The organism is Hydrogenophaga defluvii, assembly GCF_042665235.1.
GTDB classification, from domain to species: domain Bacteria; phylum Pseudomonadota; class Gammaproteobacteria; order Burkholderiales; family Burkholderiaceae_C; genus Hydrogenophaga; species Hydrogenophaga defluvii_A.
On the sequence record NZ_JBHTBZ010000013.1, the window covers coordinates 14,245 to 27,327 of the forward strand.

Annotated in this window: 13 protein-coding genes; 7 read left to right on the plus strand and 6 right to left on the minus strand. The window is 66.0% G+C overall.

Features of this window, described 5'->3' with window-relative positions:
- Positions 1-3 precede the first annotated feature (3 nt).
- Entirely contained in the window at positions 4-1,047 is a 1,044-nt protein-coding gene (locus ACFQU0_RS05200; RefSeq protein WP_382199067.1) for an aromatic ring-hydroxylating dioxygenase subunit alpha, read from the minus strand.
- Between the two features lie 292 nt (positions 1,048-1,339).
- Between ACFQU0_RS05200 and ACFQU0_RS05205 the strand changes: the two genes are divergently transcribed.
- The 7 genes from ACFQU0_RS05205 (at position 1,340) to ACFQU0_RS05235 (ending at position 7,431) form a co-directional block, all read left to right on the plus strand.
- Complete coding sequence (locus ACFQU0_RS05205; protein WP_382199068.1) at positions 1,340-2,371, plus strand: ABC transporter substrate-binding protein; 1,032 nt, start codon at positions 1,340-1,342, stop codon at positions 2,369-2,371.
- Positions 2,372-2,374: 3 nt separating this feature from the next.
- Positions 2,375-2,875, plus strand: a complete 501-nt coding sequence (locus ACFQU0_RS05210) for a nucleoside deaminase (RefSeq protein WP_382199069.1) — start codon at positions 2,375-2,377, stop codon at positions 2,873-2,875.
- Between the two features lie 299 nt (positions 2,876-3,174).
- On the plus strand, positions 3,175-4,005 hold the full coding sequence (locus ACFQU0_RS05215) for an urease accessory protein UreD (RefSeq protein WP_382199070.1): 831 nt from the start codon (positions 3,175-3,177) through the stop codon (positions 4,003-4,005).
- An 88-nt stretch (positions 4,006-4,093) separates the two neighbouring features.
- Complete coding sequence (locus ACFQU0_RS05220; RefSeq protein WP_382199071.1) at positions 4,094-5,221, plus strand: hypothetical protein; 1,128 nt, start codon at positions 4,094-4,096, stop codon at positions 5,219-5,221.
- On the plus strand, positions 5,202-6,137 hold the full coding sequence (locus ACFQU0_RS05225) for a metal ABC transporter solute-binding protein, Zn/Mn family (RefSeq protein WP_382199072.1): 936 nt from the start codon (positions 5,202-5,204) through the stop codon (positions 6,135-6,137). The genes ACFQU0_RS05220 and ACFQU0_RS05225 overlap by 20 nt, the downstream gene beginning before the upstream one ends.
- Positions 6,134-6,865 (plus strand): metal ABC transporter permease, encoded by a 732-nt coding sequence (locus ACFQU0_RS05230; RefSeq protein ID WP_382199073.1) that lies wholly within the window; start codon positions 6,134-6,136, stop codon positions 6,863-6,865. Before ACFQU0_RS05225 ends, ACFQU0_RS05230 begins: the two co-directional genes overlap by 4 nt.
- Before the next feature lie 32 nt (positions 6,866-6,897).
- Positions 6,898-7,431 carry a Fur family transcriptional regulator gene (locus tag ACFQU0_RS05235; RefSeq protein WP_382199074.1) on the plus strand — a complete coding sequence of 178 codons (534 nt, stop codon included), beginning with the start codon at positions 6,898-6,900 and terminating at the stop codon, positions 7,429-7,431.
- Here the strand turns inward: ACFQU0_RS05235 and ACFQU0_RS05240 are convergent.
- From ACFQU0_RS05240 to urtB, 5 genes are read right to left on the minus strand one after another with little or no spacing between them, the layout of a single operon-like run.
- Positions 7,400-8,737: a glycerate kinase type-2 family protein gene (locus ACFQU0_RS05240; protein ID WP_382199075.1), complete on the minus strand. Its 1,338-nt coding sequence runs from the start codon at positions 8,735-8,737 to the stop codon at positions 7,400-7,402. The two genes, ACFQU0_RS05235 and ACFQU0_RS05240, sit on opposite strands and share 32 nt — an antisense overlap.
- A gap of 41 nt (positions 8,738-8,778) precedes the next feature.
- The gene (gene urtE / locus ACFQU0_RS05245; RefSeq protein ID WP_382199330.1) at positions 8,779-9,471 is read right to left on the minus strand and encodes an urea ABC transporter ATP-binding subunit UrtE; all 693 of its coding nucleotides are present in this window, start codon (positions 9,469-9,471) and stop codon (positions 8,779-8,781) included.
- Between the two features lie 17 nt (positions 9,472-9,488).
- A complete protein-coding gene (gene urtD / locus ACFQU0_RS05250) occupies positions 9,489-10,364 on the minus strand; it encodes an urea ABC transporter ATP-binding protein UrtD (RefSeq protein ID WP_382199076.1) in 876 nt (291 codons plus the stop codon).
- The gene (gene urtC, locus ACFQU0_RS05255) at positions 10,361-11,485 is read right to left on the minus strand and encodes an urea ABC transporter permease subunit UrtC (RefSeq protein WP_382199077.1); all 1,125 of its coding nucleotides are present in this window, start codon (positions 11,483-11,485) and stop codon (positions 10,361-10,363) included. Before urtC ends, urtD begins: the two co-directional genes overlap by 4 nt.
- The gene (gene urtB, locus ACFQU0_RS05260; RefSeq protein WP_382199078.1) at positions 11,482-13,077 is read right to left on the minus strand and encodes an urea ABC transporter permease subunit UrtB; all 1,596 of its coding nucleotides are present in this window, start codon (positions 13,075-13,077) and stop codon (positions 11,482-11,484) included. Before urtB ends, urtC begins: the two co-directional genes overlap by 4 nt.
- Positions 13,078-13,083: the final 6 nt, after the last annotated feature.

Here is a 13,083-nt window from a genome sequence, read left to right on the forward strand (position 1 = left end):
CGCTCAGCGGTGGACTTCGGCCTCGCCCGCCCCGCTCAGCAAGGTCATCAGTTGGCGGCGGATCAGCACCCCAGGCCGGTCGGAGTCCATCGAATACTCCACGCCCCGGCGGCGCAGGTCCACCACCGCGTCGGGGTCGGTCGATTCAAGGATGTCTTTGTCCTCACGCGTGATCTCCTCGTCAAAGTCGATCAGTATCTGCGCCGGGCAGTCGGCCTCGGTGTCGTTGCGGTACAGCCACTGGCAGAGCTGGATGTGGCCGTCATCGATGGGGGTGAAGCAGTTGATGATGATGTGACGTATGCCGCTGGGGTATTCGATGTCGAGCCGACGCGAAAAGGGTTGGAAGTAGGCGTTGCGCATGTGGCGCGTCGTCACCGGCTCATCGACACCGCTGATGCGCCGAAAGCGCTCGGGGTTGGCGGCAGCGATCACGGTCTCGGCGTAGAAACCTTCGTCGTTTTCGACGATTTCGTACTTGCTCGGCTTGGGCGCGTCGGGCACACCAAAGGTGGCCCGGTGCACGAAGCTGAAGTGCGAGTTGTCGAACGAGTTTTCCAGCGCGCGCAGCGGGCTGGTGGCCCACACCTCGTGGAACTGGAAGATGGTGCGAAAGGCCGGGTCGTCAAATTCGGGCACGGCCGGGATGTCGGCAATGGGGTCTTCCAGCGCCACCCACGCGTAGCCGTAGCGTGCGGTGCAGTGGTAGGCGGTGGTGCGGTAGTCGAGCGGGATGCGGCGTTCGGCGTCGAACTGCGGAATCACCACCACGCTGCCGCTGCGGTCGTAAGTCCAGCCGTGGTAGCCACACTGGATGTGGCCCTGACCACAGGCCTTGCCGGCGCCGTCCACACACCAGCCCTTGGAGAGTTTGGCGGTGCGGTGACAGCAGCGGTCGCGCAGCGCGGCGGGCTGACCGGAGGCATCAAGAAACAGCACGACGTCCTCGCCCAGCAACTTGAAAGGCTTGGGGCCATCGGCCAGATGGGACAGCGGCATGACCGCGTGCCAGTACTTGCGAAAAACGGCTTGTTGGGTGACCAGCATGGAAACGCTCCTTGGATTTCAAACAGATGAACCAAGAGCAATTTCCGGCCGCAGCCCCTGTGGATGGGGGACGAGGGTGAACGCTTCTACTCTCAACAGAACTGTAGCAAACGGCGGGCCAGCCGCCGCTCACGAAACCCACACAGCCTGGCACGGCTGTTGCATTGAACGTGGCAAGAGTAGAAGCGTTCAGCGTGGCGCACTGATGCAGTGCCTGTCGCCCGGAAATTGCTCTTGAGTTCCCGCGTTGCGTTGTGCGCGCGGGCCTTCAACAGCACCCACGGAGCCCCACATGCACCGCCGTCATTTCATCGCATCTGCCGCCGCCCTCACCTCTTCCGTCGCGGCGCCCACCGTCTGGGCACAGTCCACGCCCAAACTCACGCCGCTCAAATTCACGCTGGATTTCCGCGTCACCGGCCAGACCGCGCCCTTCTTTCTGGCCCAGCAAAAAGGCTACTACCGAGAGGAAGGCCTGGACGTGAACATCGACGTGGGCGCGGGCTCGGTGGCCTCCATCACCCGCATCGCCAGCGGCGTGTACCACATGGGTCTGGGCGACATCAGCTCGCTGATCGAGTTCCATGCACAGAACGCCGGCACACCTTTGGTGCAGGCGGTCTACCAGTACTACAACCGCGCACCGTTTGTGATCATCGGCCGCAAGGACCGGGGCATCACCAGCGATTTCGCCAGCCTCAAGGGCAAACGCGTGGCAGCCGCCGCCGTCGAAGCCACACGCCGCGCCTGGCCGATGGTGGCACGCAAGCTGCGCATGCCCGACGACCACTTCGCCTGGAGCACCACCGACTTCAGCGCCCGCGACAACGTGATGGTGCGCGGCGATGTGGACGCAGCCACCTACTTCCACGACTCGGCCGTGTCGCTGTTCGCGCGCATGAAAACCGAGGAGCTGTCCATCCTCAAATACACGGACGCCGGGGTGAACCTCTACGGCAACGCCATCCTGGCCAGCAACGCCATGGTCACGCAAAACCCGGGTTTGGTGGCCGCCTTCCTGCGCGCCACCAACCGCGCCCTGCAGGAAACGCTGGCCAACCCGCAGCCGGCGATGGCTGCCATCAAACAGCGCGAGCCCATCCTGGACGAAAAAATCGAACTGGAACGCTGGCGCCTGACGGCCCAGTACGTGGCCGCCGCCGACACCCGCAGCCACGGGCTGGGCGACGTGCGCAAGTACCTGCTGGAGCAACAGGTCGATCAGGTGAGCGAGGTATTTGGTCTCAAGAACCGCCCCAGCGCCGAAGGCGTTTTCAACCGCGCCATGTTGCCTTCGATAGCCGACCGCACACTGAAAGCCTGAGCCATGGTGCTGCCCACAGAACAAACGCTGAGCGAACGCGACGGCCGCTACCTGCGCCAGGCGATTGCCTGGTCGCGCACCGGCCACGAGCGGGGCAATCGCCCCTTCGGCGCCGTGGTGGTGGCCGACACCGGTGAGGTGCTGGGCGAAGCCTGGTGCAACACGTCTGAGACGGGCGACTGCACCGGGCACGCCGAAACCAATGTGGTCCGCCAGCTCAGCCCGAAGGTGGATCGCGCGACGCTCGCGCGCGCCACCCTGTATTCGTCGGCCGAGCCCTGCGTGATGTGTGCGGGGGCGATCTTCTGGTCCAACATTGGCCGGGTGGTCTATGGCATCGACGCCGTGCGGCTGCGCGTTTTCCGGGGTGAGCGCGCCGAGCAGCGTGACGCCGAACTGTCGTGCCGCGATGTGTTCGCGGCCTCACCACACCCGATTGAATGTATTGGCCCAGCGTTGGTGGATGAGGCGAGCGAGGTGCATGTGGGGTTTTGGAAGACCTGACTTCGTGGTGCGGAACTGACGTGTCGGCCTGCCCTGCGCCGCTCGTGTCCTCCGGGCGCTGCGCGCCCTCCCCCTTTACCTCGCTATGCAGGACAGACCGCCCCGCCAGTTCCACAATGCCGTGGCACGCCACCGGGGGCAAACCACGTCTCCGCAGCAGAAGGGACAGGGTGATCGGCGCAGCGAGGTAAAGGGGGAGGCCGAAGGCCGGAGGACACGAGCGAAGCCGGTCACCCTGTCCCTTCTGTCGCCCACCCATCCCGCAAAACCGATGGCCGCGCCGCACTAAACTCAAACCCATGCCCTGGCACGCCCGACTCGAACTCGACTACACACTCAAGCACGACACCACGGTGCTGCACCACCGCCACGAAGGCCCGTTGCGCATCTTTCAAAGCCTCTACCCCGAAGGCAAAACCATCTGCCACAACGTGGTGGTACACCCACCCGGTGGCCTGGCCAACGGCGACGTGGTGGACATCGCCGTCAACGTCGGGCACGGGGCCCATGCGTGGATAGGCACGCCGGGCGCCACGCGTTTCTATCGCAGCGGTGGTGAAGCTGCCAAACAACAGATCACGCTGCGAGTACAAGACGGCGCCCGATTGGAATGGCTGCCGCTGGAAACCCTGGCCTACAGCGGCTGTTTGGGCCACAACACCCTGAGCCTGCAACTGGCCCCCACCGCCGAAGCCTTGTTGTGGGACGTGCTGGCCCTGGGCCAACCCACGGCGGGCAAACCGTTCGAGGCAGGCGCCTTCACGCAGCGACTCTCGGTGCCCGACCTCTGGCTGGAGCAGGCCCACATCCGCGCCGACGACACACGCTTGCTCGACGCCCCCCTGGGCATGGACGGGCAACGTTGTATGGGCACGCTGGTGTTCGCCTCGGGCACGGCGCTCGGGCGTGACCGCACCGAGCTCGTGCTCGACACGGTGCGCAGCGTCTGTGCCCACCACCCGCTCAGCGCCCGTGCCGGCGCAACCAGCCCCAACCCCCAGATGGTGGTGCTGCGCGTGCTTGGGCCCGTGGTGGAGCCGGTCATGGACCTGCTGCAGCAGGTGTGGAGCGCACTGCGCCCCACCGTGTGGGGCATCGCCCCCCAACGCCCTCGCATCTGGGACGTGTGAGCCCCAACGGCGGGGTGTATTGGTTGTTTTTTCGCCCTCATAATGTGATGTTGTAACATCACATTTTTTGAACCGCAGGAAAACACGCATGCTCAAGCCATTCACCCACCTCGCCTTTGTGGCCCTGGCGGTTCCCGCCGCACACGCTCAACCCGACCACTGGCAATGGGGCGCGGTGCTGGACGTCACCGCAACCTCCCGCGCCTTGGGGCTGGCACAACGCAACCAAGGACTCGCGCTGGGGCACAGCGACGTGTCGGCATCGGGCCCCGTTGGCAAGGCGCTGTTGGCCCAGCTCACCGCCGCCGTGCACACCCACGAGGGCAAGACCGAGGCCGAGCTTGAAGAGGCCTGGTTGCAAACCCGCAGCCTGCCGTGGGGCCTGCAAGCACGCGCCGGCCGGTTTGCGTCGCAGCTGGGTTACCTCAACGAACAGCACCCACACGCCGACGACTTTGTGGAGCGGCCGCTGATGTACCGCGCGTTTTTGGGCGGGCACTGGAACGACGATGGCCTGCGCCTGAACTGGACCGCTCCCACACCCATGTACCTGCGCCTGGGGGCCGAGGTCTTCCGTGGCAAACGGCTCGTTGAACACGCAGAACCTGCGTCCAGCCCAGGGGTGTCGGTGCTGTCCGCGCGGCTGGGTGACGACATCGGTGCCTCACACAGTTGGCAGGCCGGCTTTGCGCTGGTTCAAAACCGCCGACAACAGGAAGTGGCCGAGCATGGGCACGAAGACGAGCACGGCGATGACCATGGTGACGAACACGATCACGGTCACGGTGCGCTCTACAGCGGCAAACGCATGCAGGTGTGGGATGTCACCTGGAAGTGGGCCCCCGACGGCAACAACAGCCAGCGCCAGTTGCGTGTGGGCTATGAACGTGCGGTGGTGCACAAGCCCAACCACTTTGCGACCGCAGCCGATCGCCACGTGGCGGACCACCTCGCGGTGGTCTGGCGCTTCTCACCCACCTGGGAGGTCGGCACCCGGCTGGAACGTTTGCGCGTGGCCGAGCCCCACGGCGACCACTTTCACAGCGCGCGCCTGCGCCAGACCAGCCTGATGCTGGCCTACAAACCTGGGCACATGCAAACCGTGCGCCTGCAAGTGGCCAAACAAACCGGCAGCGACAGCCTTGCCACCAAGGGCCACTCGGTGCAGTTGCAGTACGTCCTGAACTGGGGTGCCCATGCCGCGCACAGTTTCTGAAGCACGGCACCTCACACGCTGGCTGATCACCTGCGCCTGGTTGGCCTGCGCTGGCTCGGCGCACGCCCTCAACGTGTTTGCCTGCGAGCCGGAGTGGGCCTCGCTCGTCAAGGCACTGGCCCCACAGGCGCAGGTCGTCAGCGCCACCCACCAACGCCAGGACCCGCACCACATCGAGGCACGCCCCAGCCTGATCGCTGCCCTGCGCCGTGCCGACCTGGCTGTGTGCACAGGTGCCGAACTGGAAGCCGGCTGGTTGCCCGTGCTGCAACAACGCGCAGGCAACCCCAAGGTGCTGGACCGCGCAGGGGGCATGTTCTTCGCATCCGACCACGTGGCCCTGATCGACGCCCGCGCGCCGGGCGGCCCGTTCGACGGTGACGTGCATGCCGCTGGCAACCCACACTTCCAGGTGGACCCTGACCGGGTGCTGGAGGTCGCGCGCGGTTTGGCCGAAACACTTGCCCAAGTGGACCCCACAGGGGCCGGTGCCTACCACCAGCGTGCACAGGCGTTTGAGCGCGACTGGTTGACCCATGTGCAACGTTGGCGGGCACAAACCAGCCCCTTGCGGGGCCAGCGCGTGATCGCACAACACAGCAGCTTTGCCTACCTCTGGCGCTGGCTGGGGATGGTCCAGAGCGCCGATCTGGAGCCCAAGCCCGGCCTGCCTCCCACGCCTGGCCACCTGAATGCGGTGCTCAAGGTGGCGCAGCGCGAACGGCCCATGGCGGTGGTCGCCACCCGCTACCAGGACGCCCGCAGCGCACACTGGCTGGCCGCGCAACTGGGCAACGAAGCCATGGCCATCGCGCTGCCCACCACGGTGGACGACGCACAGGACCCCCAAGGCCTGGTGCGCCTGTTTGACGACCTGTTCAAACAGCTGTTGAACGCCAACGGTGGCACACGATGAGCGAGCTGGCTTGGTTGCTCGCGCCCATGTGCGCACTGGTGCTGGCCGCTGTCACGCTGGTGCCGCTGGGGCGCGAGGTGCTGCAACGGGGGGTGGTGTTTGTCGATCTCGCGCTGGCACAGGGCGCGGCCTGCGGCGCCCTGCTCAGCGCCCTGTGGTGGGACCATCCGGCCGTGTGGAAGGTGCAGGTCAGCGCTTCGCTGGCGGCACTGCTGCTGGCGGGCCTGGTGGCCTGGGTCGTCCAGCGCTGGCCCGCGCAGCGCGAAGCCCTCATTGGCCTGCTCTACGTGGCCGGGGCCAACTTGGCCTTGTGGGGCGCCTCCTGGGAGCCCCACGGGCGCGAGCGGCTGGACCAATTGTTGTCGGCCGACGTGTTGTGGGCGCCCTGGAGCGCCATCGCCTGGTTCGGGGTCTGTGCGGCACCGGTGTGGCTGCTGTCACTGCGGTGGCCGCAGACGCTGGCCCGCAACGCCTTGTTCTACCCGCTGTTTGCGGTTGTGCTCAGCGCAGCGGTGCCCCTGTTGGGCCTTTACCTGGTGTTCGCACTGCTGATTGCCCCCGCACTCTGGACCTTCAAAGGCCACAGCCTGGTGGCAACCATCGCACTCGCGGTCGGTGCGTGTTTGCTGGGCCTGGCCGTGTCGTGGACGTGGGATGCCCCCAGCGGCGCTTGTGTGGCATTGGCCACCGCGCTCTTGGGTTTGGGCAGCCTTTGCAAACGAAGCTGAACGCAGGCAGGCGGCACCCTAAAATGGGCGCCATGCCCCGTTCCCCCTCCTCGCTCCGCGCTTCCGCCAAGGCACAAGCCACAGCCGCCCAAGCCAAAGACATCGACGCGCAGCTGGCCTCAGCAGATCGGCACTGCCTGGACCACGGTCTCAAGCTCACCAGCGGACGCAAGGCGGTGCTGCAAGCCCTGCTGCGCCGTGGGGGCACCGCCAAGGCCTACGAGCTGCTGGCCGACCTGCAAAGCGGCGGTGCCTCGGTTGCGCCCATGGCGGTCTACCGCTCGCTCGATTTTTTGGTGGCCCATGACATCGTGCACAAGGTGGCCAGCAACAGCAGCTTCGTCTACTGCCAGCACGACCACCACCGCCACCACGAACCCTCTTTTTTGATTTGTGAGCGCTGCGGCAGCGCCACCGAGTGGGACGCCGAGGGCTGCCACGCTGTGGTGGCCCAGGCCTTGAAGGCCACGGGTTTTGCGGTGCACGGCATCGAAATACAAGGCCTGTGCGCCGGCTGCGCACAGACCGACAAGCTCACAACACCAGCAACGCGCGGAAATCGTTGACGTTGGTGTTGGTCGGCCCCGTCACCACGAGGTCACCGATGGCGTCAAAGAAGCTGTACGCATCGTTGTGATCCAGGTGGGCTTGCAGCGACACGCCGGCGGCCTGCGCGCGCGCCAGGGTATCAGGTGCCACCAACGCGCCCGCGTTGTCTTCCACGCCATCGATGCCATCGGTGTCGGCAGCAAGGCCCCACACGCCGGGCTGGCCTTGCAGCGCCTGGGCCAGGCCCATGCAGAACTCGCCTGCACGCCCACCGCGCCCTCGCGGTGTGCCTTCGGGCTGAGGCCGCACGGTGACGGTGGTTTCGCCACCCGACAGGATGACGCAGGGCTTTTGAAACGGTCCCTCGCCGCGCGCCGCCGCGCGCGCCAAGGCCGCATGCACCTTGCCCACTTCACGCGACTCACCCTCGATTTCGTCGCTCAGCACATAGGCGTTGAGGCCCAGGGCACGGGCCGCGTCGGCCGCCGCCTGCAGGGACTGCGCGGGCGTGGCGATCATGGCGAACTGGTGGCCGGCCAGGGCGGGATGGCCCGGTTTGACCGACTCCAACGCACCACTGGTCAGGCCCACGCGCACCACCGCAGGCACGTCGATCTGGTAGCGGCGCAGAATGTCGAGGGTCTGCTCGCAGGTGCTGGCATCGGGCACCGTGGGGCCGCTGGCGATGACGGCCGGATCGTCGCCGGGCACGTCGCTGATGGCCAGGGTGACGACACGCGCCGGTGCACAGGCCTGCGCCAACCGGCCACCCTTGATGCGCGACAGGTGTTTGCGCACGGTGTTCATCTCACCGATGTCGGCGCCGCTGCGCAGCAGTTCGCGGTTGATGCGTTGCTTGTCGGCCAGCGACAGGCCCTCGCAAGGCCAGGTGAGCAGCGAGGAACCACCGCCCGAGATCAGGCAGATGACGAGGTCGTTGGCGGTGCACCCGTGGGCGATTTCCAGCATGCGCTGGGCGGCCCGCAAGCCGGCCTCGTCGGGCACCGGATGGGCGGCCTCCACCACCTCGATCTGCTGCGGCACGTCGGCCGGTCGGGGCGGCAGGTGGCCATAACGTGTGACCACCAGGCCGGTCAGGCGGGTGTCGGTGCCACCATGGGCGCGCGCGTGCTCGGGCCACAGGGTCTCAAGGGCCAGCGCCATGGCGGCGCCGGCCTTGCCGGCCCCCAGCACCACGGTGCGGCCACCGGGTGGCGGCGGTGGTGGCAGGTGGGCGCCCAGGGTGTGCAGCGGCATGGCGCGCTGCACCGCCACTTGGAACAGATCGACGAGGGTTTGGCGGGGGTTTTCAAAGGTCGGCATGGCGACATTGTGCCGCCTGCCTGCACCGCTCCAATGGCCGCTCAGATGGCCACCAGCTGCCGGATGTCCTTGGCCTGCATTTCGCTGCCCGGCCCACTCGCAATCACCTCGCCGCGCTCCATCACCACGTACTGATCGGCCAGGGCTTCGGCAAAGTCGTAGTACTGCTCCACCAGCACGATGGCCATGTCGCCCCGATCGGCCAGCATGCGGATCACCTTGCCGATGTCTTTGATGATGTTGGGCTGTATGCCCTCGGTGGGTTCGTCCAGGATCAGCAACTTGGGGCCAGCGGCTAGCGCCCGCGCGATGGCCAGCTGCTGCTGCTGGCCTCCAGAGAGATCACCGCCCCGTCGCCCCAGCATCTGCTTGAGCACTGGGAACAGTTCGAACAGCTCGGCCGGAATGGGCGTGCCCCCCGGTTTGTAGGCCAGGCCCATCTGCAGGTTTTCCAACACCGTCAGGCGGGCAAAAATCTCCCGCCCCTGCGGTACAAAACCCATGCCGGACCGCGCTCTTTCGTAAGGCGTGGCTTTGTCGATGGGCTGGCCGTTGAAGGTGATGCCACCGCTCTTGATGGGCACCAGGCCCATGAGGGATTTCAGCAAGGTGGTCTTGCCCACCCCGTTGCGTCCCAGCACCACGGTGACCTGGCCGAGTTCGGCACGCAGGTTGACGTTGCGCAGGATGTGGCTGCCACCGTAGTACTGGTTGACGTCTTTGACTTCGAGCAGGCTCATGTGTGTACTCCTCAACGGCCGAGGTAAACCTCGATCACGCGTTCATCGGCCTGCACCTCGTCCAGCGTGCCTTCGGCCAGCACCGAGCCGTCGCACAACACGGTGACTTTTTCAGAGATGGCGCGGATGAAGCTCATGTCGTGCTCCACCACCATCAGCGAATGTTTGCCCTTGAGCGTGAGAAACAGCTCGGCGGTGCGGGCGGTTTCTTCGTCGGTCATGCCGGCCACCGGTTCGTCGAGCAGCAAGAGCTTGGGGTCTTGCATGAGCAACATGCCAATCTCCAGCCACTGCTTCTGGCCGTGGCTCAACAGGCCGGCCTGGCGGCTGGCGCTGCTGGCCAGGTGGATGGTGGTCAACACCTCGGCCAGGCGGTCTTTCTCTTCACCGGTCAACGTGAACACCATGCTGTGGCGCACGCGTTTGTCGGTGGCCAGCGCCAGTTCCAGGTTCTCGAACACGCTGAGCTGCTCGAACACCGTCGGCTTCTGGAACTTGCGGCCAATGCCCAGGGCGGCGATCTCGGCCTCGCGGTGGCGCAGCAAATCGATGGTGCTGCCGAAAAACACCGAGCCTTGGTCGGGTCGGGTCTTGCCGGTGATGATGTCCATCATCGTCGTCTTGCCAGCACCGTTGGGGCCGATGATGCAGCGCAACTCACCCGGGGCGATGTCCAGGTTCAGCCCGTTGATGGCCTTGAAGCCGTCGAAGCTCACGTGCACATCTTCGAGGTAGAGAATGCGGCCATGGGTGGTGTCCACCTCGCCCGCCTTGGCGATGCGGCCGTAGCCCGCGCGGCGACCACCGGATTCGGTGCGACCGACTTCGACCGCCGCCCGGCTTTTCTCAAAGCGCTGCGCGCCCGCTTCCAACAGGTCCGGCGTCATGCCTTGCCTCCACGCAGTTTCTTCACCAGCCCCACCACACCTTGTGGCATCCACAAGGTGACCGCGATGAACAGCGCACCGAGGAAATACAGCCAGAACTCAGGGAAGGCCACGGTGAGCCAGCTTTTGGCGCCGTTGACGATGAAGGCCCCGGCGATGGGCCCCACCAGCGTGGCACGCCCGCCCACGGCAGCCCACACCGCCATCTCGATGCTGGCCGCTGTGCTCATTTCGCCCGGGTTGATGATGCCCACCTGCGGCACGTAGAGTGCACCGGCCACACCACACATCACGGCCGAGATGGTCCAGATGGTGAGCTTGTAGGGAAGCGGGTTGTAGCCACAAAACATGACGCGGCTTTCCGAATCACGCACGGCTTGCAGCACGCGGCCAAACTTGCTGCCCACCAGCCAGCGCGCAAACAAATAGAAGCCCAGCAGCGTGAGGCCGGTGAAAACAAACAGCGTCATGCGCATGCCCGGCGTGGCGATGGGCAGGCCCAGGATGCGCTTGAAATCGGTGAAGCCGTTGTTGCCGCCCATGCCGGTTTCGTTGCGGAAGAAAAGCAGCAGCGCGGCAAAGGTCAGCGCCTGGGTGATGATGGAAAAGTACACGCCCTTGATGCGCGAACGGAAGGCGAAGTAGCCGAACACAAAGGCCACCACACCCGGCACCAGCACGATGAGCAGCAGCGTGGCGATGAAGCTGTCGCTCAAGGCCCAATGCCAGGGCAGTTCCTTCCAGTCCAGAAAGACCATGAAGTCGGGCAGATCGCTTTTGTAGTTGCCGTCGCGGCCGATCTGGCGCATGAGGTACATGCCCATCACATAGCCACCCAGCGCAAAGAACAGGCCGTGGCCCAGGCTGAGAATGCCGGTGTAGCCCCAGATGAGGTCCATGGCCAGCGCGCAGATGGCGTAGCACATGATCTTGCCGAGCAGGCCCACCATGTAGCCCGAGAGGTGGAAGGCACTGTCTTCAGGCACCAGCAGGTTGAGCACCGGTGCGAGGGCGCACACCAGCAGCAGGGCCACGATGAAGGCGCTCCAGCCGGGGCGGGTGAGCAAGGGGCCGCGCTCGGGCAAGGCGACAACGGCGGGGGTGGTGGTCGTGCTGTTCATGCTTCGGCACTCCGGCCCTTCATGGCAAAAATTCCCTGCGGCCGTTTCTGGATGAAAACGATGATGAAAATCAGCACGGCGATCTTGGCCAGCACGGCACCGGTCCAGCCTTCGAGCACTTTGTTGAGCAGGCCCAGGCTCAGCGCGGCGTACACCGTGCCCGCCAGTTGGCCCACGCCGCCGAGCACCACCACCATGAAGGAATCCACGATGTAGTTCTGGCCCAGGTCGGGGCCGACGTTGCCGATCTGGCTCAGCGCGCAACCGGCCAGGCCCGCGATGCCCGAACCCAGCGCGAAGGCGTAGGTGTCGATGCGGGCGGTGTTGACGCCCATACAAGAAGCGATCGGCCGGTTCTGCGTGACGCCGCGCACAAACAGGCCCAGCCGGGTGCGCGAGATCAGCAGCGTCACGCCCAGCAACACGGCGGCGGCAAAGGCGATGATGATGAGGCGGTTCCACGGCAAGGTGAGGTTGCCCAGCAGCGTGACGCTGCCACTCATCCAGCTCGGGTTTTCCACGCCCACGTTCTGCGCGCCAAACAGGCTGCGCACCAGTTGCATCAGCACCAGGCTGATGCCCCAGGTGGCGAGCAGGGTTTCCAGCGGGCGGCCGTACAAGAAGCGGATCACGCTGCGCTCCATGGCCGCGCCCACCAGGGCCGAGGTCAGGAAAGCCACGGGAATGGCGGCAAGCAAGTACCAGTCGAACAGGCCGGGCAGGCTGTTGCGGAAGAAGACTTGCACCGCCCAGGTGGCGTAGGCGCCGATCATGATCAGTTCGCCGTGGGCCATGTTGATCACGCCCATGAGGCCGTAGGTGATGGCCAGGCCCAGCGCGGCCAGCAGCAGGATGGAGCCCAGGCTGACGCCGGTGAAGGCTTGCGACAGGGCACTGCCCAACGCCAGTTGGCGGTCGATGGCCGAGAGCGCGGCCGACAGCGCGGCCTTGACCCCCGGGTTGGCTTCCGCCTCCAGGCGTTGCAACAACAGCGGGCGCAGCGTCGGCCGGCTTTTTTCGCCCAGCGCCTTGGCGGCACTCAGGCGCTTGGCGTCGTCTTCGGCGGCCAGCTGCATGGCGGCCAGGGCGAGGTCCAGGCTGTCGCGCGCCTGGTCGTCCAGCGCGCCGGCCAGGGCCTTCTCGATCAGGGGAATCTGTGTGGCGTCGGGCTCTTCAAATGCCGCGCGCTGCAGCAGCTTGGCCGCGTCACGCTGCGCACCCACGTCGCTGCCAAACAGTTGGCGCACCGCGAGGGCGGCTTCCAGCGCACCCCGCATGCGGTTGTTAACGATGACGTCTTGTGCCTCGTCGTTCTGTGCCACCGCCGCACCGGTGGTGGCGTCGGTGGTGCTGCCGTCGTCGGCCACGATCAGCACCTGCTGGCCCAGCACTTTGACCGCACCATCGGCCAGCGCTTTCATCAGCGCCTGGGCCTGGTCGTCGGGCTCGGCCGCCAGGCGGTTGAGTGTGGCGATGCGCGCATCGCCATCGCCCTCGACCAACGCCAAGGCGTCGGCCGGGGTCAGGGCATGAACACTGGCTGCGCCCATCAGGCACAGCAGGGCACAACAGGAACGCAGCCAGCGCATCATGCTCCC

Coding starts and splice junctions, on each gene's coding strand:
- ACFQU0_RS05200 (WP_382199067.1), bottom strand. CDS start 1,047: ATGCTGGTCACCCAACAAGCCGTTTTTCGCAAGTACTGGCACGCGGTC.
- ACFQU0_RS05205 (WP_382199068.1), top strand. CDS start 1,340: ATGCACCGCCGTCATTTCATCGCATCTGCCGCCGCCCTCACCTCTTCC.
- ACFQU0_RS05210 (WP_382199069.1), top strand. CDS start 2,375: ATGGTGCTGCCCACAGAACAAACGCTGAGCGAACGCGACGGCCGCTAC.
- ACFQU0_RS05215 (WP_382199070.1), top strand. CDS start 3,175: ATGCCCTGGCACGCCCGACTCGAACTCGACTACACACTCAAGCACGAC.
- ACFQU0_RS05220 (WP_382199071.1), top strand. CDS start 4,094: ATGCTCAAGCCATTCACCCACCTCGCCTTTGTGGCCCTGGCGGTTCCC.
- ACFQU0_RS05225 (WP_382199072.1), top strand. CDS start 5,202: ATGCCGCGCACAGTTTCTGAAGCACGGCACCTCACACGCTGGCTGATC.
- ACFQU0_RS05230 (WP_382199073.1), top strand. CDS start 6,134: ATGAGCGAGCTGGCTTGGTTGCTCGCGCCCATGTGCGCACTGGTGCTG.
- ACFQU0_RS05235 (WP_382199074.1), top strand. CDS start 6,898: ATGCCCCGTTCCCCCTCCTCGCTCCGCGCTTCCGCCAAGGCACAAGCC.
- ACFQU0_RS05240 (WP_382199075.1), bottom strand. CDS start 8,737: ATGCCGACCTTTGAAAACCCCCGCCAAACCCTCGTCGATCTGTTCCAA.
- urtD (WP_382199076.1), bottom strand. CDS start 10,364: ATGACGCCGGACCTGTTGGAAGCGGGCGCGCAGCGCTTTGAGAAAAGC.
- urtC (WP_382199077.1), bottom strand. CDS start 11,485: ATGAACAGCACGACCACCACCCCCGCCGTTGTCGCCTTGCCCGAGCGC.
- urtB (WP_382199078.1), bottom strand. CDS start 13,077: ATGATGCGCTGGCTGCGTTCCTGTTGTGCCCTGCTGTGCCTGATGGGC.